This window comes from Ruegeria sp. S84, from assembly GCF_056583445.1.
In genome coordinates this window covers 3,702,084-3,724,884 of the sequence record NZ_CM152618.1, presented here as the reverse complement: position 1 = coordinate 3,724,884, position 22,801 = coordinate 3,702,084, and the positions used below count along the sequence as shown (strand labels likewise).

20 protein-coding genes and 1 riboswitch are annotated in these 22,801 nt (G+C 55.8%); of the genes, 11 read left to right on the top strand and 9 right to left on the bottom strand.

The window, feature by feature from the left end; genetic code table 11:
• Positions 1 to 6: 6 nt before the first annotated feature.
• The 9 genes from AC1DFB_RS18715 to AC1DFB_RS18675 all read left to right on the top strand — a co-directional run bounded on the left by AC1DFB_RS18715 (position 7) and on the right by AC1DFB_RS18675 (position 12,056).
• On the top strand, positions 7 to 1,281 hold the full coding sequence (locus tag AC1DFB_RS18715) for a sensor histidine kinase (protein ID WP_480922631.1): 1,275 nt from the start codon (positions 7 to 9) through the stop codon (positions 1,279 to 1,281).
• A gap of 370 nt (positions 1,282 to 1,651) precedes the next feature.
• Positions 1,652 to 2,890: a hydroxymethylglutaryl-CoA reductase gene (locus tag AC1DFB_RS18710; protein ID WP_480921844.1), complete on the top strand. Its 1,239-nt coding sequence runs from the start codon at positions 1,652 to 1,654 to the stop codon at positions 2,888 to 2,890.
• Complete coding sequence (locus tag AC1DFB_RS18705) at positions 2,887 to 3,798, top strand: UbiA family prenyltransferase (protein ID WP_480921843.1); 912 nt, start codon at positions 2,887 to 2,889, stop codon at positions 3,796 to 3,798. The genes AC1DFB_RS18710 and AC1DFB_RS18705 overlap by 4 nt, the downstream gene beginning before the upstream one ends.
• Positions 3,795 to 6,251: a PEP/pyruvate-binding domain-containing protein gene (locus tag AC1DFB_RS18700; protein WP_480921842.1), complete on the top strand. Its 2,457-nt coding sequence runs from the start codon at positions 3,795 to 3,797 to the stop codon at positions 6,249 to 6,251. The genes AC1DFB_RS18705 and AC1DFB_RS18700 overlap by 4 nt, the downstream gene beginning before the upstream one ends.
• Positions 6,244 to 7,344, top strand: coding sequence for a DUF3419 family protein (locus AC1DFB_RS18695; protein WP_170402913.1), 1,101 nt, complete (start codon positions 6,244 to 6,246; stop codon positions 7,342 to 7,344). Before AC1DFB_RS18700 ends, AC1DFB_RS18695 begins: the two co-directional genes overlap by 8 nt.
• The gene (locus AC1DFB_RS18690; protein WP_170402521.1) at positions 7,341 to 8,672 is read left to right on the top strand and encodes a hypothetical protein; all 1,332 of its coding nucleotides are present in this window, start codon (positions 7,341 to 7,343) and stop codon (positions 8,670 to 8,672) included. The genes AC1DFB_RS18695 and AC1DFB_RS18690 overlap by 4 nt, the downstream gene beginning before the upstream one ends.
• On the top strand, positions 8,669 to 9,514 hold the full coding sequence (locus AC1DFB_RS18685) for a hypothetical protein (protein WP_170424919.1): 846 nt from the start codon (positions 8,669 to 8,671) through the stop codon (positions 9,512 to 9,514). The genes AC1DFB_RS18690 and AC1DFB_RS18685 overlap by 4 nt, the downstream gene beginning before the upstream one ends.
• Entirely contained in the window at positions 9,507 to 10,928 is a 1,422-nt protein-coding gene (locus AC1DFB_RS18680) for an AMP-binding protein (protein WP_480921841.1), read from the top strand. Before AC1DFB_RS18685 ends, AC1DFB_RS18680 begins: the two co-directional genes overlap by 8 nt.
• A gap of 504 nt (positions 10,929 to 11,432) precedes the next feature.
• Entirely contained in the window at positions 11,433 to 12,056 is a 624-nt protein-coding gene (locus tag AC1DFB_RS18675) for a transglutaminase-like cysteine peptidase (protein ID WP_480921840.1), read from the top strand.
• A gap of 105 nt (positions 12,057 to 12,161) precedes the next feature.
• Here the strand turns inward: AC1DFB_RS18675 and AC1DFB_RS18670 are convergent, their stop codons facing one another.
• On the bottom strand, positions 12,162 to 12,845 hold the full coding sequence (locus AC1DFB_RS18670) for an energy-coupling factor ABC transporter permease (RefSeq protein ID WP_170392744.1): 684 nt from the start codon (positions 12,843 to 12,845) through the stop codon (positions 12,162 to 12,164).
• Positions 12,846 to 12,921: 76 nt separating this feature from the next.
• Positions 12,922 to 13,134: riboswitch (cobalamin riboswitch) on the bottom strand.
• Positions 13,135 to 13,349: 215 nt separating this feature from the next.
• On the opposite strand from AC1DFB_RS18670, the gene AC1DFB_RS18665 reads away from it, so the two are divergent.
• Positions 13,350 to 14,012: a L,D-transpeptidase gene (locus AC1DFB_RS18665; RefSeq protein ID WP_170402530.1), complete on the top strand. Its 663-nt coding sequence runs from the start codon at positions 13,350 to 13,352 to the stop codon at positions 14,010 to 14,012.
• A gap of 41 nt (positions 14,013 to 14,053) precedes the next feature.
• Here AC1DFB_RS18665 and AC1DFB_RS18660 read toward each other — a convergent pair whose 3' ends face one another.
• Positions 14,054 to 14,326 (bottom strand): hypothetical protein, encoded by a 273-nt coding sequence (locus AC1DFB_RS18660; protein WP_170392939.1) that lies wholly within the window; start codon positions 14,324 to 14,326, stop codon positions 14,054 to 14,056.
• Between the two features lie 186 nt (positions 14,327 to 14,512).
• On the opposite strand from AC1DFB_RS18660, the gene AC1DFB_RS18655 reads away from it, so the two are divergent.
• The gene (locus AC1DFB_RS18655) at positions 14,513 to 16,855 is read left to right on the top strand and encodes a heavy metal translocating P-type ATPase (protein ID WP_480921839.1); all 2,343 of its coding nucleotides are present in this window, start codon (positions 14,513 to 14,515) and stop codon (positions 16,853 to 16,855) included.
• A 192-nt stretch (positions 16,856 to 17,047) separates the two neighbouring features.
• On the opposite strand, the gene AC1DFB_RS18650 is transcribed toward AC1DFB_RS18655, so the two are convergent.
• The 7 genes from AC1DFB_RS18650 to AC1DFB_RS18620 form a co-directional block, all read right to left on the bottom strand.
• Positions 17,048 to 18,943, bottom strand: a complete 1,896-nt coding sequence (locus tag AC1DFB_RS18650) for a penicillin acylase family protein (protein ID WP_480921838.1) — start codon at positions 18,941 to 18,943, stop codon at positions 17,048 to 17,050.
• A gap of 23 nt (positions 18,944 to 18,966) precedes the next feature.
• Entirely contained in the window at positions 18,967 to 19,134 is a 168-nt protein-coding gene (locus AC1DFB_RS18645; RefSeq protein ID WP_480436033.1) for a hypothetical protein, read from the bottom strand.
• A gap of 100 nt (positions 19,135 to 19,234) precedes the next feature.
• Entirely contained in the window at positions 19,235 to 20,602 is a 1,368-nt protein-coding gene (locus tag AC1DFB_RS18640) for a peptidoglycan DD-metalloendopeptidase family protein (protein ID WP_480921837.1), read from the bottom strand.
• On the bottom strand, positions 20,599 to 21,225 hold the full coding sequence (locus AC1DFB_RS18635) for an SCO family protein (RefSeq protein WP_480886815.1): 627 nt from the start codon (positions 21,223 to 21,225) through the stop codon (positions 20,599 to 20,601). The genes AC1DFB_RS18640 and AC1DFB_RS18635 overlap by 4 nt, the downstream gene beginning before the upstream one ends.
• Positions 21,225 to 21,704, bottom strand: a complete 480-nt coding sequence (locus AC1DFB_RS18630) for a copper chaperone PCu(A)C (protein ID WP_480886813.1) — start codon at positions 21,702 to 21,704, stop codon at positions 21,225 to 21,227. Before AC1DFB_RS18630 ends, AC1DFB_RS18635 begins: the two co-directional genes overlap by 1 nt.
• 18 nt (positions 21,705 to 21,722) lie before the next feature.
• On the bottom strand, positions 21,723 to 22,382 hold the full coding sequence (locus tag AC1DFB_RS18625) for a thioredoxin domain-containing protein (protein WP_170516106.1): 660 nt from the start codon (positions 22,380 to 22,382) through the stop codon (positions 21,723 to 21,725).
• Positions 22,379 to 22,801 (bottom strand): disulfide bond formation protein B, encoded by a 423-nt coding sequence (locus tag AC1DFB_RS18620; protein WP_170663591.1) that lies wholly within the window; start codon positions 22,799 to 22,801, stop codon positions 22,379 to 22,381. Before AC1DFB_RS18620 ends, AC1DFB_RS18625 begins: the two co-directional genes overlap by 4 nt.

Below are 22,801 nucleotides of genomic sequence, written 5' to 3'. Positions count from 1 at the left end.
CGCTTTATGATTGCCCAGGAAACGGCTCAGGAGCTGTTCGACGACAGCCTGCTATCTGCCGGTCTTGCAATTTCACGAGATGTCGCGATTTCAGGAGGTGACGCACTTTCGCCCACCACGCGCAGCTTGATCCGCGACGCGTCGGGCGGAGAGATCTTTTATCATGTTACGGGCCCGGGTGGCATCTACGTGACTGGCTATGCATACCCTCCGGCACCCGCGAACCCGTCTGCTCAAGAGGCGAACAGGCCGCAGTTTTTCGAAGCACTCTATCGCGACGAGCCGGTGCGAGTTCTTAAGCTGACAGAACGTGTGACCATAGAAAATTTGATAGGAGATGCGACGGTCACAGTTTGGCAACGTATGGCGGATCGCAACGCGTTTGCAAATGAGCTGTCAATCCGCGCAGGAATTCTCATGGGAATCCTACTTGCCACTCTGGCATTTGTGGTATGGTTCGGAGTTGCTCGCGGCCTGCGGCCCCTCCTGGATTTACAGGACGCAATCGACCTGCGCTCCCCAGATGACCTGAGTGAGATCAAACGCCCTGTACCGGTCGAAGTTCAAGGTGTCGTCAAAACCTTGAACCGACTCTTTGGACAGGTGGAAAAAAGTATCAATGCCCATCAGGTGTTCATATCCGAAGCCGCACATCAGCTACGGAACCCTGCGGCCGCCGTTCAGTCGATGGCCGAAGCGCTTCGAGATGCGAATACCGATGAAGACCGCGATAAACGCATCATCGAGCTTGTCGCAGCGGCAAAGAACTCAGCAACAGTCGCTGAACAACTGCTATCACTTGAACGGCTCAGGCAACCGACGCACCAAGATCAAATGGTTGAAATTGATTTCCGCTCGGTTGTCGAAGAAGCCTGCGCAGAAATGGGAGTTCACATTCTTGCAAAAGGCATCGAGTTTGATGTCACTATGCCCGAGACGGCGGTCATAGTATCAGGTGATCGGGTGTTTCTAACTGAAGCTCTAAAGAACCTGTTAGACAATGCTGTTAAGCACGGTGGCGCTAAACTGAGCCGCATTTCAGTCGTGCTGCGTTCTGACGGCGGAAACGTTGGGCTTACTGTCGCTGATGACGGCGCTGGCCTTTCGCCCGACCAAAGCGAAGCTGCATTTAGTCGGTTCTCCCAGTTGGAATATTCCGAAGGCAGTGGCCTGGGTTTGTCAATCGTCTCTGCGGTTGCCCAGCGCCACGAAGGATCAGTCTTAATCAACCAGGTCGAAAGAGGAGCGAGCGTTACGCTTGAGCTTCCGATAATCCTTTAAATTGTTTCGTTTTTGACAAATCCGGCCCCTATCAGGATTGAAATACATTATTTAAAATTGCTGCGAATGTAGGTTTTCCGCGTCCTTTTTGCTGCGACTGAGATGTTCACTAAACGTGCCGGCCCCGCGCGAGTTGGGGGCCCGCATTGGCGATGCGTGTCGTGCCAAGATCATCGTCCTCAGGCCTACCGGTAATTTCAACTGCGACAAATGCGAGACCCTTTGGGATCAAACACTTGATCGATGAACATTTGACTGGATTTCGATCAAACGACTGATAACTTGCCTCGCAGCGGTTTTTGGTTGCAACAGCGTTGCACAGAAAATCTATTGGAGCGCGCTATTGGTAATTCCGTTTCATGTCCGGGAAATGCTTCAACGCATAAAAGCACGATTTGATGCTGACCAGATACCTCAGCAGATGGCGCCAAGCGATGCAGAGTTTTCAACCTTACGCCCATCTCGCAAGCCGACCAAGGAGATGGTCGCACGATTCTGGGAAAAGTTGAAACCAACGGCCAGCGACAAGGATCAGGCACAAATTGCAGATTTGGCGGCTATCGAAGATGCCGAAACCTATGGCGCCAATATCGAGAATTTCATCGGGACGGTTAAGCTTCCAGTCGGGGTTATTGGCCCCTTACGCCTGAACGGAATGAACGCCAACGGCGACTTTCATGTCCCCCTCGCAACAACCGAGGCAGCGCTGGTCGCATCTTATGCCCGGGGCGCCTACGCCGCCACTCGGTCGGGCGGTATCAGTACCGCTGTTTTATACGAAGGCGTGCTGCGGACCCCGGCCTTTGTGTTCGATAGCCTGCTAAGAGCGGGGCAATTTTTGGATTGGGTGGTGACCAATGTTGACAGGCTCAAATCTGCGGCCGAAGCGACGACCCGTCATGGCAAGCTTGTATCGCTGGAGCCATTCATTGACACCAACGTCGTTTTCCTGATTTGCCGCTATACCACTGGTGATGCTGCAGGTCAGAACATGGTGACCATCGCCACCGACGCCCTTTGCCATGCAATCGCGGATAGCTGTCCTGTTGCGATTGAGAACTGGTATGTCGAAGGTAATTTCTCGGGCGACAAAAAGGCCTCGGCGCTGGGGTTGGTGACGGGGCGCGGGCGGAAAGTCAGCGCCTCGGTTACGCTTCCGGCTGAGATTGTCGAAAAGACACTGGGAACGACGGTCGAGGCGATGCTGGACTATGGCCGTGTCGCCAATCTGGGCGCACATTTGTCTGGCCAGTTTGGCGCACAGGCGCATTATGCCAACGGGCTGGCTGCGTTCTATATCGCAACCGGACAGGACGCGGCCTGCGTTGCCGAAAGTGCAATGGGCGTCACGCGTATGGAACCTAGGGGCGGCGATCTATTCTGCTCGGTCACGCTTCCGAATATCCTTGTCGGCTCGGTCGGCGGCGGAACCGGTTTGCCAAGCCAGGCAGCAGCGCTGAACATACTCGGTCTACGGGGCAGCGGGTGTGGCACGGCTTTAGCCGAAGTTGCTGCGGCCACGTGCTTATGCGGCGAAATCTCCATTGTCGCCGCGATTGCTGCCGGTCATTTCACCCGCGCCCATGAGAGTCTGGCCCGCCACAGATGAGCTTTCAGAACCGATTTTGGATTTACCAATCCGAGCGCTTTCCGCTTAAGAAAACCGTCCCCCTGCTGCTGGTGTTTTCCTCGGCCAGCATTTGTGTGTCTGCCCGTCTGGCAGACCGCCCTTTGCCCGAGTGGCCTGCCTTTGCCGCCGGTTTTGTGCTGGCCATGGCGCTGTTCTTCCAGATGCGGGTCTGTGACGAGTTCAAGGACGCCGAGGATGACCGACGTTACCGGCCCGACAGGCCGATCCCACGCGGATTGGTCTCACCAGGCGAAGTTTTGAGCTTGGGCTTACTGACCATTCCAATTGCACTTGCGGCTGCCCGGTTCTGGCACCCGTCGGTTTTGTGGCTGTTGGGCGCGGTTTGGATCTGGCTCGCTGCGATGACAATTGAATTCGGTGTCCCGGCCTGGCTGAAGGCCCGGCCGGTTCTGTACCTGCTCAGCCATATGGCAATCATGCCCTTGATCGATCTATTGCTGACTGGCCTCGAATGGCTGCCGGCAGGCGGCGCGGCACCCTCACTATGGCTGTTCCTGGCGTTGTCCTTTGTGAATGGCTGCGTCCTTGAGATCGGGCGGAAATTGTGGGCGCCCGAAAACGAGATTGAAGGGGTCGACACCTATTCCTCCCTATGGGGTCCGCGCCTAGCAGGACTTATCTGGATCGGCTGCGTTCTGTTATCCTACGCGCTTCTCGCCGGCACAGTAAACGCCACCGGAGTTGGCTGGCCAAGCGCCCTGATCGGCGCACTAGCGCTGGTTCCCTGCGGGGTTGCTGTATTCCACTACAGTCAGACACCCACTGAGAAAGCACAGAACAGGATGGACACTGTTTCCGGTCTGTGGGTATTTTTCTGTTATGCCACGGCTGGTTTCCTACCCTACCTGATCGGAGCCGTAGCATGACTTTCATCGTCGACCAAATGGATGCCAATGACATCTCTGTGGTTGGAGGCAAAGCGGCAGCCCTGTCGCATCTGACACAGCACGGGTTTTCCCCGCCCGCATTCTTTGTCATCACAAATGACGCGTTTCGTATGGGGCAATCGGGCCCGATCGCGCAAAAAGGCCTGCGACTGGCTGTGTCCACCGCGCTTGAAACACTCGGGTCCGGGCCTTACGCGGTACGCAGTTCTGGCCAGTCCGAAGATGGCGTGGACCACAGCCATGCAGGACAGTTCGCAACGGTCCTGAATGTTCCCGGCAAGAGTGTGATCGCGGCGGCCAAGCAGGTTTGGCAATCCGGTTTCTCATCAACGGTCGAAACCTACCGCGCGGTCAAATCCGGTGGCGAGGCCGAGGCCCCCGCAATCATCGTGCAACGCATGATCGATGCCAAAGCGGCCGGTGTCGCCTTTTCCGCCGATCCGGTCAGTGGCCGGCGCGATGTGGTCGTGATCTCAGCGATTGACGGGCTTGCAGAGCAGCTTGTGTCGGGGGAAGCGGACGGAGAAGACTGGGTCATCGATGCAGATGGCGTACCGGAAAGCGCTCCTGACGCCTCTGCACATTTGACCGTCTCGGAGGCGCGATCCATCGCAGCCCTCGCCCGAAAGGCCGAGGTGCTATTCGTTTCTCCTCAGGACATCGAATGGGCCATTGATGCGCAAGGGCTGCATATTCTGCAGGCCCGCCCGATCACCACGGCCCTGCGCCCTGCCCCGCTCGAAGATCAGACGCTTACCATTTTCGACAATTCCAATATCGTCGAAAGCTATCCGGGCATCGTCAGTCCGCTGACTTATTCGTTTGCCCTGCACGTGTATTCTCAGGTATATCGAGCTTTCGTTAGGCTGCTGGGCGTGTCCCGGCACACGGTCGCGCTGAACCCCACTGTGTTTGACAATTTACTGGGGCGGGTGGACGGGCGCGCCTATTACAATCTGATCAACTGGTATCGCGCGCTGGCACTGTTGCCCGGGTTTTCACTGAACCGCGACTATATGGAAACGATGATGGGCGTTTCTGAACCGATGCCGCGTGAGGTCACGGATGCTCTTGCCCCACCCCCCACCACCGGCTGGCGCAAGGTCGTGGAGTACGCGAAACTGGCCAAGGTTGCGGGCGGCCTGATCTGGCAGGCCATCCGCCTACCGCAGACCCGGCGTGATTTTTACCGCAGGCTGAACGACATATTACAGACGGGGCTGAACGTGGATGCCTCTAACGCGACCCAACTGGCCGCGGAATACCGGCGCATTGAAAGCACTCTGCTGGATCGGTGGGATGCCCCGCTGATCAACGATTTCTTGTGCATGATTGCCTTTGGCGGCTCGCGCAACCTGCTGCAAAAATGGCTGGGCGAGGCCGGGTTGACCCTGCACAACGACCTCATGATCGGGCAAGGTGATATCGTTTCGGCGGAACCCGCGCAACGCATCGCCCGGATGGGAGAGTTGGTTCGGCAGGCAGGGCTTGCCGCTCCTTTGAAGGCCAATGCACATCTGTCGGTTTTGTCAGGACACCGACAAATCGAAGCCGAGGTTGATGCGTATCTTGAGAAGTTCGGCGACCGGTGTACGGAAGAGCTCAAGCTGGAAAGCGTTCCGTTGCGCGATGACCCGAACAGTCTGTTGCTGGCCATTGCAGCCAGCGCTGAACGTCCACCTGCCGGGCGTCAGGACGGCGATGAACCGGACTGGAAGGCTCTGTTTCCGTCAAACCCACTCAAACGGTACTTCGCCAATTGGATTTTAGGCTGGACCAAGGCGCGGGTGCGCGACCGAGAAAACCTGCGCTTTGAACGCACGCGCATATTTGGTTATGCGCGGCGCGTGTTTCTGGGCATCGGCCGCGAATTCGCTGCGCGTGACCTGCTTTCATCGCCAAAGGATGTATTCTTCCTGACAACACATGAAGTTCTCGGAGCAGTCGAAGGTTATAGCCTGTCACCCGATCTGAAAGGCATCGTTGCGCAGCGCAAACTGGAAGACGAAGCCTCGTCCCGACGCCCCGACCCGCCGGAACGCATCGAAATCCGTGGCCCCGCCATCGCGCCGGTCTGGTCCGAGAGCGCAGACGCCGAGGTGGACCCTGCACGGATGAAGCAGGGCACGGGCTGTTCCGCAGGTCAGATCAAGGCGCGCGCGCGCGTGATCCGCGACCCGCGCACCGAGGCCTTAATCCCCGGAGATATACTCGTGGCGCGCCACACCGATCCGGGCTGGATCGCCGTATTCTCGAACGCATCCGCCATCGTCGTCGAACGGGGATCTCTGTTGTCACATTCTGCGATTGTCGCACGCGAACTAGGTATCCCCTGCGTGGTTGGCCTGAAAGGCGCCACCAACTGGATCGAAGATGGTGAGATGATCCGGGTCGACGGGGCAAGCGGTGCGGTGGAACGCTGCGATGGGTAGCAGTGAGATTGAGAAAAAGGCGGATTTCGACCATATCCGCTATGCCCAACTGTGGGAAGACGCGGATGTTCTTACCTCCGCCTTGGGCGATTGTGCGGGCAAGACATTGGTCTCCATCTGCTCTGCCGGGGATAATGCGCTGGCAATGCTGACACTCGATCCCGCGCGCATTGTCGTTTTGGATCTTTCACCGGCCCAGCTGGCCTGCCTTAAGCTCAGGATCGCGGCCTATAAGGTGCTGACCCATCCCGAATTCATTGAACTCACCGGCTCGCGGCGAAGTACCCGACGGGGCGCATTGCTGAACCAGGTTTTGGAAGCCACAGATGCCGAAACGCGCGCTTTCTGGCGGACTCTGATCACGGAAGTCGAAAAACACGGCATCGGTGGCGTCGGCAAGTTCGAGCGCTATTTTCGCATCTTTCGAACTTGGCTACTGCCTCTTGTGCATTCACGCCGAACGATTGACGCAGTGTTTGTACCCCGCTCGCCCGCAGAGCGACAGTCGTTCTTCGACACACGGTTCAACACGGTGCGATGGCGTCTTTTGCTGAACATCTTCTTCTCTCGCCTCGTCATGGGCCGCATGGGCCGGGACAGTGCGTTTTTCGACCATGTAGAGGGTAGCCCGGCCCAACATGTCGCCCGCCGCATCCGTCATGCGGGAGTCACCACCGATCCCTCGCAAAATCCCTATCTGCACTGGATTCTCAAAGGCGATCATGGCGACGCGCTGCCAATGGCGTGGCGTCCCGAGCATTATGAGACAATCCGATCCCGGTTGGATCGTCTAGACATCCGCCTTGGATCGCTTGAGGCTTTTGTGTCAACCGACGAAAAAGCCAGAGGATTCAACCTGTCCGACATCTTCGAGTACATGTCGCCCGAGACCTTCCATCAGGTTTACGGGTCGATCCTGACCGCTGCGGAGCCAAATGCCCGACTAGTCTATTGGAACATGATGGCACCCCGGAGGGTTCCGCCGGAATTCAGAAACAAGGTTGAAACCCTGACCGACATCGAAACACAGCAGAAGGCCCGCGACATGGCATTCTTCTATTCGGATTTCGTCGTCGAAGAGTTTCAACCGTGACTGTTATTGGGCAGATTCTGCTGGCGGCGGGGTCGGTGCTGGCTCTGGTCGGCGTAATGATGATTATACGCAATCTGGCTAATACAGCGGGCCTGAAACCCGAAGTGCAGCGCAAGCTTATGCATGTCAGCACCGGCCTCTTTGCGTTGCTGCTGCCCTGGTTGTTTCCCGATCGCTGGCCGGTTTACATGCTGATTGCGGCCACAATCCTGGTGATGCTGGTGCTACGCCTGCCTCGTTTTTCGTCGGGTCTGGGTGCAACTTTGCATGGTGTGGATCGTACGTCCTACGGCGACTTTCTGCTCGCCCTGTCAGTTGGGCTTTGCTTTCTGCTAGCCGGGGAAAACACGCTGTTCTACATACTGCCAATCGCCGTTCTGACACTCGCGGATGCAGCCGCTGCGCTTGCCGGGACCACGTATGGAACCAAACGCTACGTGGTAGAAGATGGCGACAAGAGCTTAGAAGGATCAGTGGTATTTTTTGTCGTAACACTATTGGTTGCGATCATCTGCTTCTTGTTCTTATCGAAACTCCCGCCATCTAACATCATGATGTTGTGCCTTATGGTTGCGGCTTTTGGCACATTGGTCGAGGCACAAAGCTGGCGCGGGTTTGACAACCTGTTCCTGCCGCTTGGCTTGTTGATTTTCCTAAACGGCCACTATTTCAGCTCTTTGGCAGAGCTCGCCCTGTTGGCCGCCATGTTCTTTGCCGCCCTTGCCAGTTTCGGCGTAGTGGGAACCAAACTGGGCCTGAGCAAACATGCGACCCGTGTCTATGTTGTCGCGGTTTTTTTGCTGCTGGCCGCCGCAAAGCTGCAGAACACAGTACTGCCGATCATGGTTCTTGCCGCACATGGCTGGGCGCGTACCGCTTCTCCTTGTGACAGTAAGTACCCCGATCTGGATATCATAGCCGCCTTGGGGCTTTTGGGGTTCGGTTGGCTTGCGGCTGGAAATGCAACGGGATGGGATGCGGTTTCCTTCTTTGGGCTCAGCGCGATGGGGCTGGCTATGGGCCTCGCTGCTGTGGCGCTGCGTCCCATTCCTATTGTGATACCACTTGCTGCGGCTGTCCTGTTTCTTATTCGGACATGGGCTGTTTCCCTGAATTCTGAACAGTCGAACTGGGCCGAGCCGCTGACGGTACTGGCCCTGTTTTCATTAGCTTGTTCAGTCGCTGCGCCGTTGCTCCGACCACATTGGTTCGAAAAAGATCGGGTGCTCAGGCTGACGCTGTTGGCCCTCGCGCCGCCGTTGCTTTACTACGTTTGGATCGTTGCTGGATCGCTAAGTGCTGGGTTCTTTGCCGGAGTTTTTTCATGACCAAAGAGATCATCAGAACGGCGGATGCGAAGCTGACCGTTTATCTGAACGGTCCGAACTGGGAAGGCGCGCGCGCCGCGACCTTCGGCGATTTTTCCTGCAAAACGTCCGAAGCCGGTGCCGAAATCCTGCGCAAAGGGATCGAGAGGGTGCAAGACGCAGGCCTGGATCGCATCATCGGGCCGATGTCAGGCGATACCTGGCACAGTTACCGGTTCGTCTCGGACAGCGACGGGTCCGCTCCGTTCCTGATGGAGCCCACCAACAAACCGCATGAGCTTGAGGTGTTCCGATCCGCAGGATTCACCGAGATCAGCCGCTATTTCTCGGCTCGGGTGTCGCTGCAAGCCGCAACCGGGTCAGCACCGCCGGAAAGCGACGGGTTCGTGGTGGAAGAGTGGGACGGAACAGACCCCGAGGCGCTGTTTCGTCAGGTCTTCGACCTGTCAACTCGCGCATTTTCCGGCAACGCGTTCTACAAACCGATATCCGAGGCAGATTTCCTGGCCATGTATATGCCGGTTGTGCCGATGATGAAGCGCGAGCTGATCCTTTTTGCGCGCCGCCATGACGGGACATTGGCCGGGTTTCTGTTTGGCATTCCCAATTATGCCGAAGGCCCCAATCCGGCATCCGTAATCCTCAAGACCTATGCAAGTCTCGAACCGGGCGCCGGACGGCATCTGGCTCACCGGTTTCACAAGGCGGCGCTCAGGATGGGGTACGAAACCGCCATTCATGCGCTGATCCATGATGACAACACCTCCGCCGAGCGCAGTGCAGCGGAAGGCGCGACAATATTCCGGCGCTATACTTTGCTTGGACGGAAGCTGAATGGCTGACCTGCTGTCCCAATTCGCCGCGGCGGTTAAACGGGTTCCTGACCGGACAGCCATAGTGGACAGCAAGGGCCGCGAGATCACCTTTCAAACCCTGCACACGCGCGTTCAGCACTTGGCAGGTCGGTGGCAGGACAAGGGTATCCAGTCAGGTGATCGCGTGTTGTTGGCCATGCCTGTCAACGCGGACCTATATGCGAGTCTGGCTGCGCTTTGGACCCTTGGCGCAACCGTTGTCTTACCAGAGCCAGCCTTGGGGCTGGCCGGTCTGCGCCACGCCGCCCGAACAACGAAGCCAAAAGCGTTCTGTGCAGCGGGTGCGTATTCTTTGCTGAAGTTTCTGGTTCCGGATCTCTGGACCCTGCCCCTGCTGACGCCTGGTAAAAGCCGCGGTAACCCGGTGGCGCAAAAGGTACAACCGGACGATATCGCCCTTATTTCCTTTACCTCTGGGTCAACCGGCCAGCCCAAAGCCATTCCGCGCTCGCACGCGTTTTTGATGGCGCAGCACGATGCCATCGCACACCTGCTCGACAGCCGTATGGCCGAGCGCGATCTGGTGGCCTTTCCGGTGTTCACGCTGATCAATCTGGCGGCCGGGCGCACAAGTGTTTTACCCAACTGGAGGTTCAGCAAGCTGGACCGCATGTCGACTGTGCAGTTGGAAAGCTGGCTTCAAACGCAACAGATCACCCGGGCCCTCATCCCACCATCGCTATGTGAAAAACTGGTTCAATCCGACGATACCGGTCCGTTGCACACGGTGTTCACCGGCGGCGGTCCGGTGTTTCCGAGTCTTGTCGAGGCGTTGAGAACCCGGCACAGCCTGTCGGTTGTGTGCGTTTATGGGTCGACCGAGGCTGAACCGATTGCCCATCTTGACGCCGCGGATATCACGGTGAAGGATCACCACGACATGGCTGTTGGAAGGGGTCTACTTGTGGGATACCCGGTGCCCGAAATCACGCTCCGCATCCGCGACAATGAAATTCAGGTCGCCGGCGCACATGTGAATGACGGGTATTTGGACCCGACCCACTCGAAGAACAATAAAATCGAAGAAGGTGGTGTCATTTGGCACCGGACCGGTGACGCTGGCGCGCTGGATGATGACGGGCGTTTATGGTTATGGGGGCGCGTCGGGTCCGAAATTGAAGTCTTTTCAGGTACGCTCTTCCCCTTTGCTATCGAAGTCGCGGCACAGAGATGGCCAGGTGTAGATCGATGCGCGCTCGTCAATACCAAAGCAGGCCCCACACTTTGCGTCCAAGGTTCCGCGGATCACATCGACGATTGGACTAAATCTGCGCTTGGTTTTGGCGTTCCAAATGTGATTTCGATTAAGAACATCCCTATGGACAAGCGTCATGCCTCCAAAGTCGATCGTACGAAACTTGCACGCATCATAGAAACCTGACGCAATATGTCTCGTAGGCCACTGAACCTGCCCAACTCATCGCTCCCGTCGCTATGCACGTTAACAGAGGACTGAGTGTAGCGACGAAGTCATTGTTTTAGAATTTCCAATCAAAACCTGCACACCTTGTTCAGGGGAAATCTGCAATTGCCAGTTACATCTGGCCGCATGAAACATATAATCGCAGATACACTGTTAGGGTGCGCCCCGGCGAACGGTTGATACCCATTTCATTGCACAAAGATGTTCAGCTTGACGCGTCATCCAAATCCGTCCCAAACCTCAAGCGTTTATAACCCAGATCTACTAGCGGGTTTTCTTCTATGCCGCTGCAAGAATCTCAATTAAGCTCACCCACACAATCACGACTAAAAACTGCGCGCTCGCGAACTTTGCTGCTCTGCATTTTAAATTGAATAAGCTGTTGTAATGCGTCGATGAACATAAAAGATTGAAATAGAGTTCTCTTGGCTCGGTAGCTTCAGATACCCAGGAGAAACGAGCATGGGGAAAGCAGATATGACAAAACCTACTTCCGCTCAGAAAAAACTCTCGGAACGGTTACCAGTTTATCTATCGTTGGCCTGTATCATATGCAGCTACCTTGTCTCCGCCGCTCCATTGCAAGCTTCTGAGCTTCCCTGGATCAAACTAGATAGAGAGGTTCAGGCGCCATCGGGTGCCAAATCACTCTGCAAAGATTATTCGTGGGCGTGCGCGAATACTCGTACTTCTGGTCTGCCAGAAGCGCGGGAGAAACAGATCGTTAAAGCGATTAACTTGCGCGTCAATCGGAGGATCCGCGCCGTTTCGGATCAAAACCAATACGGGACAAAGGAATACTGGACACTACCAATGCAGGGGTCAGGGGATTGCGAAGATTTCGCTTTGCAAAAGAAGTTTGAACTAATGCAGAACGGCCTGGATCCTACGAAGCTACTTATTGCAACTGTCTTAGACACCAATCGCAGTGGCCATGCAGTTTTAGTTTATCGCTCGAGTGAAGGCGATTTGATTCTGGACAATGTCACCAACAGGATCAAAACTTGGAAGGAAACGAGGTATCTTTTCCTACGAATACAGGACCCAAATCACCCTGATCGTTGGGTACAGGTTTCTAGCGGCTAAAAACAATGTGGCGCGCCCTAGAGACGCGCCACAATAAAATTTTGGTCCTGCGACTACTGGTTGTTTCGCGGCAACCCAAGTTTAGGACACCGCTTCAAACTTTGGTCAAGCTTTCGCAGCGTTGTACAAACGCGGAGTCACCAGACCTGTACTGTTCAAACCGCGCATTGCCTTGGCTGCCGCAAGCACTGCCAGATCAGCAATCGGCTCAATGACGATTACCAGCATATAAGCGCCGCCAAAGGACAGAACCGACGCCATGGTTTCTGCGCCGAAACCCTGGCCGTAGAAGGCCCAGAACCCAACCCATGCGACTACTCCTCCCTGATACGTCGCACTTAGGGCAAGAGCTTGGCCATATTTGAGGTCAACATATGCTGTGCCGGGTGCGATGATGCGGCTGGCCAGTGCCTGTAGCGCAAATAGCGGCACCAGCAGAGTGGTCAGGTTGATGAAGTACTGCGGAAGATCGAACGGGGCAAAAAACACACCCTGAATCAGGAGACCAGCTGCCAATCCAAAAGCCGCGGGTGCAGCACCGAGAAGCAGAAACAGCGTCGACCCCAGGATGAAGTGGACTTCAGAGACACCAACCGGGAAATGCGGCAGGACTTCGAAGAAAAGGAAAACCCCAACGGTGGCGAGCACCGAGCGCATAACAAAAGATGCAGGTCCATTCGCACGCAATGTGGAAAACGTTTCTTTCGCTGCGTAAGTAGCCGCACCTGCGGCGGTAACATAGGAAAGCGCGATTTTGGCACCATTCACGATGCCCGGTTCGATATGCATGTTCTTTCTCCCTACCGCCTCACCCGGCGGCTTGTCAGGTTGAATCGACCGTAAGGCCGACAGGTTCAGTCTGGGCATAGCCCGGCGCTTTACGGCAGGTCTCCTGACTCGCGGGTGCTCGCTCCGCCAACCTTCCCGGTTCCATTACGAACCAGTGGTGTCTTGGCATCGCTCTCCGCTCACAGTTGCGGGGGCAGTTACGGAATTGGCGCCATTGAAAACACCGAACCGTATTCCCTTTTAATCCTTTTGGCTTCCGCCATCAGGAACCGAAAACAATTCACCGCTACAATGGCGGCTTCGCCTGTGTCAATTGTCTTTGCGACCTATTCCAATGTAAACTCGACCGAAGCAGGATTCACGCAACCGGTCACGTGATCAACTGGGTAAACCAAGCGTTACCTGAAACCTCTTGAAGCTCTAGCTGCTAGAGGCTTTAAGATTCGAATTAATTCGCGATAGTGCGATCCAAATACGTTAAACTTGTGAACCAGGACGAGACCTATGCTTACAAGGCGCCATTTCATTCAATCCACCACAGCGCTGTTCTCGGCGTCTGCGGCCAGTCCATTGATCGCCAAAACCTGGCCAACCGCATCGCAGAAGACCTATTGGGACAGTCAGGTCACGCCAATTGGTTACGATCCAATGACCTCAAATCCGTGGGGTGTTCATGACCGTTTTTTACCAAGACGCGTCGCGGCAAATGATGGTTTGGTTCCAGGTGACATCCATGTGGATGCCGTCGCGCGCTATCTCTACCATATCGAAGAAGGCGGGACCGCAATGCGCTATGGCGTAGCGATCGCGCGCGGGAACCTTTACGAGCCCGGCACCTATGTTATCCGCCGAAAGGTCGAATGGCCACACTGGACACCAACCGCTTCAATGATCGAGCGCAACCCCGAATACGCGGAATTCCGGAATGGAATGGAGCCCGGGCCGAATAATGCTCTCGGCTCTCGTGCCCTTTATCTATACGTTGGAGACCGAGACACATATCTCAGAATTCACGGCACGCCTGAGCCAAGAAGCATCGGCGGTCGCGCAAGTTCTGGATGTGTGCGAATGATCATGGCTCATATCAATGACCTCTACCCAAACGTGAAAACCGGCTCGACCGCTTTCCTATACTCTGCCGAAGATAGCGTCACAGCCCGCTCATGAATATTGGGCAGCGTACATGGACGTCGCTGCCCTCATTTCGATCAGGCGTCGCGCGCAATGCAGATCGGAGCGCCATTCGTCGCGCGCAATGGTACCAATGTCGTCTCGACGGGTCCGCTGTGCTCATACCAAAAGCAATTGTCTTCGGGCAGGAGGCGCGCTGTGGTCAAATCCTGCGCCGGCCCTGCCAGCGCTACGACCGAATCTGGCACGTTGCCTGGTTCAAGTGCTTTGCTTTTGGCCCCGGTGAACTGGGCTGAGCAACCAGCCGTAATCGAGACTAACGTGATGGTAATTGCGATCCGTTTCTGCATTGATCTGTTCCAAATTTTTTGCGTCATCTGCAATTAGATTGCATCCACACGGCCGGCCCGCAAGACGAAATGAACTAACAATATCGCAGGCAAAGAACCCGGATGAAAAAAATACAAAAGGTATTGAAGCTCTAGTTACTGTAGGAACTATTTACAAAGGACCATAGAGATTCTTGAGGTCCAATCATGTCATCCGATACCCATAGCCACGACCATGGCCACGAAAACAAACATGGTCACCACGCATGCGGTAGCGGCGGGTGTGGCGACATCGCCCCCGCCGGTCCAATTCCTGAAGGTGGTAGAAGCTTTCAGGTCTCTGGCCTTGATTGCGCCGAAGAGGTGGCGATCCTGAACCGTGTCGTCGGCCCGAAAGCAGGTGGCGAAGAGCATCTTGCATTTGATGTGATCAACGGTCGGATGACACTTCTTGAAAGTGCTGCCAAGTTATCTGACGAAGATGTCATGCTGCTGGTTGCCAGTACTGGTATGACCGCCAAACCATGGGATGACGGAAATGCCGCCCAGGACCAGGCGGCGCATATTGCACGTCAGCGGCGGTTCACCACTCTAAGCGGAGGGTTTTGGGCAGCGGGTTTTGGCTGGCACATTTTTGAAACCGGCATGGGCGGTGCGCTCGGGCTGTTTTCGGGACATGGTGAGGTTCCGATGCCTTTGCCCGAGGCAGTTTTATTCGCGGTTGCGATACTGTTTGGCGTCTGGCTGGTGGCCCCCAAGGCCTGGTCTTCGGCGCGTCGCCTTTCGCCGGATATGAACCTTCTGATGGTTGTTGCCGTCGCTGGTGCCATCGGACTGGGTGAGTTTTTTGAAGCGGCAACTGTAGCATTTTTCTTTTCGCTTTCTCTTTATCTGGAAAGCTGGAGTGTCGGACGGGCTCGCAACGCGGTATCCGCGCTGCTTGATCTGGCCCCCCCGACGGTTCGGCTGGTTCGTGCTGACGGTTCTGAGGCAACGGTCCCGGCGGCGGATGTCTTTGTCGGTGACAGCTTCATCGTTCGAGGCGGGGATCGCATTCCACTTGACGGGGAAGTCATCGAAGGGGCTGGTGCCGTTGACCAGGCTCCAATCACAGGTGAAAGCGCGCTGATTCCTAAAGAGCTGGGTGATGAGGTCTATGCCGGCACAATCAATGGTGAAGGCACCCTCAAAATACGTGCGACGAAAACAGCGTCCGATACCGTGCTTGCCAAGATCATCCGGATGGTCGGTGATGCTCATGCTCGCCGTGCGCCAGTTGAGCAGTGGGTTACAAAATTTGCGCGGATCTATACGCCCATCGTTATGGTCGTCGCAGTGGCTATCGCCCTGATCCCGCCGCTTGCATTTGGCGCATCGTGGGGCTTCTGGTTTTACAATGCACTTGTTCTGCTGGTTATCGCCTGCCCCTGTGCGCTCGTCATTTCCACACCGGTTTCAATCGTTGCGGCTTTGACCGCTTCGGCCCGGGCTGGGGTTCTGATTAGGGGCGGTGCCTATATTGAAGCCCCCGGTCGTACCACCGCACTGGCCATGGACAAGACAGGCACGATCACCATGGGTGAGCCTGAAGTGGCCAATGTCTATCCGCTGGGCGGCGCATCCGAGCAAGAGCTGTTGGCGAACGCTGCAAGCCTTGAGGTTCGGTCTTCACACCCGCTGGCCCGCGCCATTTTGACCCGGGCAGAACAGATCGACATTTCGATATCGGCGGCTGAAGACATCCGAACCGTTCCCGGTCGTGGTCTGGAAGGCCGTACCGAGCGTGGAGATATCTGGCTTGGCTCCGACCGCTTCGCTGTAGAGAAAGGCTTTGGCGTGTCCATCCCTGCCGAGTTGCGCAACCAAATCGAAAGCGCGGGAAGCACACTTGTTGTTGTCGGGGATGAGAACGGGTTAACCGGTTTGCTTGAGCTGCGGGACCGCATTCGACCCGAAGCCCGAAGCATAGTTGCCCGGCTTCATGCGCAGGGCGTGAAGTCAATCATCATGCTGACTGGTGACAACGAACAAACAGCGAGAGCGGTAGCAGCCGAAGTCGGCATCGACGAAGTCCGGGCTCAGCTTCTGCCGGAAGACAAGGTCGCTGCGATCGAGGAGCTGGCAAAACAGCACGAAATGGTTGCGATGATCGGCGATGGCGTCAACGACGCGCCTGCGATGGCTCGGGCACATTATGCAGTTGCGATGGGTGCAGTTGGATCTGATGCTGCTATTGAGACTGCAGACATTGCTCTGATGACTGATGACATCGGCAAAGTACCCTGGCTGATCGATCATTCACGTCGAACCATGTCGATCATCCGTCAGAACATCGGCTTCTCACTTGCGACCAAAGCACTGTTTGTGACCCTTACCGGTTTTGGATTGGCATCAATGTGGGGTGCAATCGCCGCAGATGTCGGAGTGTCCTTGCTGGTCGTGGCTAACGCCTTGCGGCTTCTGAAAGCCTCGGAGGGTAACATACACTCAACAGGAACAGAAACCGTTGGAACGCCAGGTGAAAATGCTGAATTGGCGCATGGGCAGTAATCAGGCGCGCGGAACCTAAGATCGCGTGTGCTGTGGGATGCCCACTGAAAACAGCATCCCACAGCCGATTTTCGCAATTTATCACTGTGGCGTGGTGCCCGATATATCAATCAGTCCTGGGCTTTGTGTGGCATTTCATCCTGAAGATTAGGGACATTGACACTGATCTGGTTTCCCGGCCCCGCACTTTAATCAGTCAACTTCATCCTGAATGCGGGGGGTTAGTTTGGATCGCCCCACTGCCCCACCCTCTGCTACCGCCAGATCCATTGTCATCATCCTGTAATCACCGCGCATCCATGAAGAAAACAAGTTCTTGTAGAACCGCGAAAGCGGGTGTCCCGACTGCCCGGATGGTGTCAGGAAAAAGAAGCCTTTGTCTTCTGAAACAGACATGACGGCCTGAAAATTCGTGCCGATATTTGTTGCAAACGGTTTTTCGTCAGACATCCCGAATTGAGACGAGAGCAATGAATAAGGTCCTCCGGACTTCGGTTCCCGCACAGATAACAACCCATTGAGGAATCCGGCTGGGCTAACCGCAGACCAATCCAGATTCACAATGTGTTCAGCTCCCCAGCTCCACGAAGAAAGGTCGGGACCGTAGCGCTCGGTTATCCAGACGAGCGCATCGTCGAGTGCGAGAACGATCCACTCGTCGCAGGTTTCGACACGAGTTGAGGTGCGATTGTCACACCACATCGCGGCCTCGTCTCTATTTGAAAGAACCGCGGCAAGAAAATATGGATTCGGATTTGTCCACAAATCACGCCCCGCAGGAAATTCATCCTGTAGAAATCGGCGTTGCAAAGCACGCGCCCATGCCCAGAATATTAATGGCTCCGGTGAAAAACGATCCATTTCACCGTTCCATTCAGCCAAGCGGTTCAAGGCATCCTGTCGGATTCCATCGAGCGGGTCGTCGGCTGCGGGGATCATGGGTGCAGAACGCCACAAGTCCGCCGCCATCAGAGGCAACAAGCTACGCGCTGCCGAACTAACGGTATCTTGTTGTACCCCCATAACACCATCAACTGAAAAAACGCGTTGGCGCGCATCAAGTTCTGTGAGCCGTTGCTGCCGAAGCAGGATTGCATCTTCATCGGAGATGCCCGGCCAGGTCATGACGTCTTCTTTGTCAATAACGACGGTCTCCAACCCGAACAGAGGCATTTCAGAGATCAGCTTCAAGGCGTCTTTTGCGGTGACTACCTGTGTCAGTCGGTAAAGAGTTTTCAAAAAGATATCGCTATCTACCCATTCGGATGTGCCGTTTTGCAATTCAGGTTGCCCGGCATTTGAGTCCAAGGCCCAAGCAACGTCATTTGAACGACCCAGAACAACGAACGGAACGCCGGGCAAAGTCACCCCTGCTACTGCCCCCGAGGGAAATTGAAGATCAGCCATGTACAAGGTTGATGGGAGCGAAAGCGGCCCGCTAGTCTCGATCGCGAGAATTGGGGAATTGGAAACCGTTCGTTCACTGGTCAATGCCCAGGCACCCAGCCGAGCTTTTGGCGTGCTCTTGAGCAATCCGGGTGTTTTCGGTCTGTCGCCTGGAATTGACGCGCCGCCACTCTCGGCCTGCCGCAGATTGCCTAAGAACTGTTGAGTTATTCTGAGACTATCCTCTGGCCGCCAGGCCATGATTGTCTTTTCATCGTACAACAACAGTTCTGGTGCCCCCCGGCCACGCCGGCCTTTTGACACCTCCCCGATCCAGGCATTGACACCGGCTGCATAGGCAATCAGCATTTCAGACAAAACTGGATCTATATCGCGATATCGCGGAACTGGTACTTTACCCGAAGCGGACCGTCGTTCCCTTAACATCTGACCCAATCTATCCTGCGCATGAACGAAACCAAGTGCGAAATAGGCATCGGACGGGGATGAAGCCGAGATATGTGGGATCGCCATAGAGTCCCTCAGGACGTCCACAGAATCTTTCAAACCCTCTAACCTAAAATCTTCCTCATAGTCCGGAAGAGAAGCCAGCATGAGATATGTAGCCGTGCTTAAACAGACAGTAGTGATGAACAGGGCTGCCAGAACCAACCCAAGCACGATCCTGAGCAGCGCTTTCAATTTCAACCACCAATCGGATCAGCCTAGGACACCAGACGCACAACTGCGATCGACAGAAAGAATGCAATCAGGCCACAAACGATGGCGTATCCTGCAGCATACTGAAGAATATCAAGGCTGTTGCCATTCCGGCGCTTTGCCAGGACCCCACCCCAAACGGCGCCAACCAAGGCACCCGCGATTGCCATCATCTTACATCCTCTGATTTTGTTCATTTGCGGTGCAGTTCACTTCAGGCGTTCAAACCGTCAAACTGATAGCCGCGCGTCTGGAGGCGTTCTGAAAGAACTCTCACGAGTTAGCTTCGCGTTTCTTGGCAGTGAGATCGCCCAGCTGCTTCTCAAGCTGTGCCCGTGCACTACTTAATCGCTTTTGCGCTGCTTCGTTTTCTACCTTGTCATTCGCAGCGGCAGCAAGTCGATCGTCAGATAGCGGGTCTGTCGGACGCCCGTCGACCAATACTTCATAATGAAGATTTGGGCCGGTTGCGGTGCCGGTCGACCCGACACGACCAACCACCTGGCCCGCCTCCACGCGCTGACCTTTGGTCAGACCATCGGCGGTTGCGCTAAGATGCGTGTATCGCGTGACCGTGTCCGATCCATGAGCGATTTCGACCACACGCCCATACCCCCCGCGCCAACCAATATAAGACACGCGGCCCGGGGCCGTCGCATGCACCGGAGTACCACGTGCGGCAGCAAAATCGACACCTGTATGCATCCGAACATTTCCGTAGACCGGGTGCTTCCGCCGACCAAAGACTGAACTCAGGCGCGCGCCCTCGACTGGCTGCGAGAAGACGCGAAGAAGCTCACCATCGACATAGATTGTGGCGCGGCCATTTTCGGCATCTGGCCATGCTATTTCATAAAGTTGGTCATCAACTTCCAGCGCCGCAAAAATGAGTTCTGGCTGGCCTGTTCTCTCGCCATCGATGCTCTTTTCGCGCCAGAGAAGACGGAGAGCTTCACCACCTGTCAGGTCCCTCCGAAAATCCACTGTCCCGCTCAGCATCTGCGCCAGATCCACCGCAAAACGAACCGGGATCTTTGCGCTACTCAGCGCATTTGAAATCGAAGTTTCGATCTCTATTTTGCGGGCCAGAATGACGGTGTTGGGTTCTGGTGAGACCACGCGCGTGGACAACGTTTCGCTAAGTATCACCTCGATTCTTACGCCATCTTCCACCGCAAGCTCCACGCTCTGCGGTTGATCCGCTGCGGTTGTAACGACTGTTATCGAGTGGCCTGGGCGCAAACGCTGCAAATCATATTCAGCGCCAAGCGCAAGTGCGATTTCGGCCCGATCGGTTGCGTTGATCCCGGCTTTAGACAGCAAACTGTCGAGCGTGTCACCCAACGCAAGTTCGCGCGTCCATGTCCGTGAAGGCGGTTCAACAGGTGGCAAAGGTTCCTCTGCCTGAATGGGTTCCGGTTGAGCAGGTCGAAACGAAACGGGGCTTGGAGCGAGTTCTGCTGATGGTACGTTCAGCAACTGAGCCGATGTGATCTGCGGTTCCGCAGGAAGCTTGGGCACCGGAAAGACCGTGGGCGCAGGCGCCGTCATTTCAGACCGGTTCGAGGCAATGAACACGATCGAAGCAATTGAGACGCTGCTGATCGCGATTGCCGAGGTTGCTAGAAACCGTGCGTTCATGATGTTTTATCCGCTCCACTTTTCAAAGCACGACGGATCTTGGGCACAGCGAATTCTCTCTGCTCATGATAGTCGATGGTGCTGACAAATTCGCCTGTGGGGCTAAACAGAAATACACTTGCAGTGTGGTTCATTGTGTAGTCGCCATCTTCCATTGGAACTTTTTCATAAGTGGCGCGAAAATCGTCTGCGGCCTGAGCGATTTGGTCCGAAACGCCGACCCACCCACGGACAGCGGGATGAAAGTAGCTGACATAGTCGGCCATAGATTCGACTGTGTCTCTTTCAGGGTCTACGGTTATGAACACGACGTTCAATTCATCCGCGTCATTGCCCAGATCATCCAGCCAGAGGGAAATATCCGAAAGTGTCGTCGGGCAAACATCCGGGCAGTAGGTAAAGCCGAAGAACACCATTGTTGCACGTCCGACGAGCGATTGCGGGGTGACGGTGGTCCCTTCGTGATCAACCATGCGAAAGTTCATGTCTGACAACGCAAGGGGACGAAGGCGATCAGATTGAGCCGCTCCCGGCCCATCCACTTGCCACCATCCGGCAAAGAGTGTCAGCCCGATTGCACCAAGCCCAGCAGCCCCAAATGTGAGAACGCGTCGCCGTTGCATCAGTTCCCAGGGCCTCGCGCAGCAATACCAAATATCGGTACGTTGACAGTCTTTTCTGCGCCATCGGCAAAGATCAGAGTCAGCGCAAAACTCTCGCCTTCGGTCATAGGGCGTTGCAGCCGCATGAGCATAGCGTGGAGCCCGCCCGGCTCAAGCGCTACGGAACCACCCGGCGCAATTTCCAGCTCGCCAGCTGGTGCCATGGAACTGACGCCCTCTGCATTGGTCGATGTCTGATGGATCTCGGGCATCATCGCAAGATCGGTGTGGATAGACGTCAGCGTGACGGCCTCATTGCCGGTGTTGCGGATCGTCATGTAAGCGACGCCAGGTCGGTTGGTGCCAATTGAAGCGCGCGACCAGGCATCTTCAACGACAACATCGCCGCCCCCTGCCAGTACAGGTGCCGATAGAATGGCAGTGGTGCCGAATGCGGCAAGCACACCTGCCAGAAGTGTATTTTTTGCAGTGAGTCTCATAGTACCTCTCGCTACTGCTCAGCTTTGCAGTGCTGCAACTTCTGCAGCGACCAGGCGTCTCAATTCAGCCTCACCAAACGGATCCAGAGATTTGCCATTGACGAAAAATGTCGGAGTTTGCCGTATACCGACCGCTTCCACATCAGCGCGATCCTGATTGAGAACACCAACTGTCTGGGGCGCAAGCATTTGTGCCTGCGCTGCCTCGGCATCCAGTCCCGCCGCTGCTGCAATTCGAATAATAAGACCAGGCTCAGGCGCACCATGCGCGGCCCATTTGGGCTGCTCTCGCAACACGGCTTCCAGTACCGGTTCAAAGACCCCCTGCATGCGTGCCGCTTCAAGCACGCGGATCGCCTCCTCTGAGCCTTCGCCATGGAAAGGGGTGTACCGGATCACAACGCGCACGGCGTCTCCATGCTGTGCCATGATGTCCTTCACGACCGGATGAAAGGCACGGCAGGCTTCACAAGCCGGATCGAAAAATTCGACAATTGTAACCGGTGCGTCCTTTGGGCCGAGAACAGGCGAGTAGGAACGGATAAGTGTTTCAGCGATTTCGGGTGCAACAGGCTCGGTGTTGCCTGAAGCAGCCGGACGGTTCACGTACCAGGAAGCGGCTCCGAATCCGGCACCACCGAATGCGAGAACGGACAAAATCAGGCCACGTCTGTTCATACTTGTTTCTCCTTGAGTGAAAGGGCGCACAGAACGCCGATTAGCGCGAATGAAACGAGCGCCATCAGCGGAATCGGGATGCCCAAAACAGTTTGATTTGCGTCCGTGCAGGACGGACCACTGGCCGAGCATGGTTGGATTTTTTCGGGGATTAGACCAGCATACAGGCCCATATGCCACAAGGCGACAGCAGCGCCCCCCAATGCCAGTGCTATCCCGTATCGGCCCACGTTCTGGTCCTGCCACCACAGGCCAAGCCCCAGTACGATCGCCAATGGGAACATGAACGCGCGCTGGAACCAGCACAGCACACAGGGCGTCTGCCCCAGGATCTCTCCAATGAACAGAACAGAAAGAGACGCAACCAGGGCAATCGCCCAGGCCAGGCCAAGAAGTGTATCTTTGGAAAACCGGGACAT

Coding starts and splice junctions, on each gene's coding strand:
- AC1DFB_RS18685 (WP_170424919.1), top strand. CDS start 8,669: ATGACCAAAGAGATCATCAGAACGGCGGATGCGAAGCTGACCGTTTAT.
- AC1DFB_RS18660 (WP_170392939.1), bottom strand. CDS start 14,326: ATGCAGAAACGGATCGCAATTACCATCACGTTAGTCTCGATTACGGCT.
- AC1DFB_RS18665 (WP_170402530.1), top strand. CDS start 13,350: ATGCTTACAAGGCGCCATTTCATTCAATCCACCACAGCGCTGTTCTCG.
- AC1DFB_RS18670 (WP_170392744.1), bottom strand. CDS start 12,845: ATGCATATCGAACCGGGCATCGTGAATGGTGCCAAAATCGCGCTTTCC.
- AC1DFB_RS18710 (WP_480921844.1), top strand. CDS start 1,652: ATGCTTCAACGCATAAAAGCACGATTTGATGCTGACCAGATACCTCAG.
- AC1DFB_RS18705 (WP_480921843.1), top strand. CDS start 2,887: ATGAGCTTTCAGAACCGATTTTGGATTTACCAATCCGAGCGCTTTCCG.
- AC1DFB_RS18680 (WP_480921841.1), top strand. CDS start 9,507: ATGGCTGACCTGCTGTCCCAATTCGCCGCGGCGGTTAAACGGGTTCCT.
- AC1DFB_RS18655 (WP_480921839.1), top strand. CDS start 14,513: ATGTCATCCGATACCCATAGCCACGACCATGGCCACGAAAACAAACAT.
- AC1DFB_RS18715 (WP_480922631.1), top strand. CDS start 7: ATGATTGCCCAGGAAACGGCTCAGGAGCTGTTCGACGACAGCCTGCTA.
- AC1DFB_RS18625 (WP_170516106.1), bottom strand. CDS start 22,382: ATGAACAGACGTGGCCTGATTTTGTCCGTTCTCGCATTCGGTGGTGCC.
- AC1DFB_RS18695 (WP_170402913.1), top strand. CDS start 6,244: ATGGGTAGCAGTGAGATTGAGAAAAAGGCGGATTTCGACCATATCCGC.
- AC1DFB_RS18675 (WP_480921840.1), top strand. CDS start 11,433: ATGGGGAAAGCAGATATGACAAAACCTACTTCCGCTCAGAAAAAACTC.
- AC1DFB_RS18640 (WP_480921837.1), bottom strand. CDS start 20,602: ATGAACGCACGGTTTCTAGCAACCTCGGCAATCGCGATCAGCAGCGTC.
- AC1DFB_RS18630 (WP_480886813.1), bottom strand. CDS start 21,704: ATGAGACTCACTGCAAAAAATACACTTCTGGCAGGTGTGCTTGCCGCA.
- AC1DFB_RS18700 (WP_480921842.1), top strand. CDS start 3,795: ATGACTTTCATCGTCGACCAAATGGATGCCAATGACATCTCTGTGGTT.
- AC1DFB_RS18645 (WP_480436033.1), bottom strand. CDS start 19,134: ATGATGGCAATCGCGGGTGCCTTGGTTGGCGCCGTTTGGGGTGGGGTC.
- AC1DFB_RS18635 (WP_480886815.1), bottom strand. CDS start 21,225: ATGCAACGGCGACGCGTTCTCACATTTGGGGCTGCTGGGCTTGGTGCA.
- AC1DFB_RS18620 (WP_170663591.1), bottom strand. CDS start 22,801: ATGTCCCGGTTTTCCAAAGATACACTTCTTGGCCTGGCCTGGGCGATT.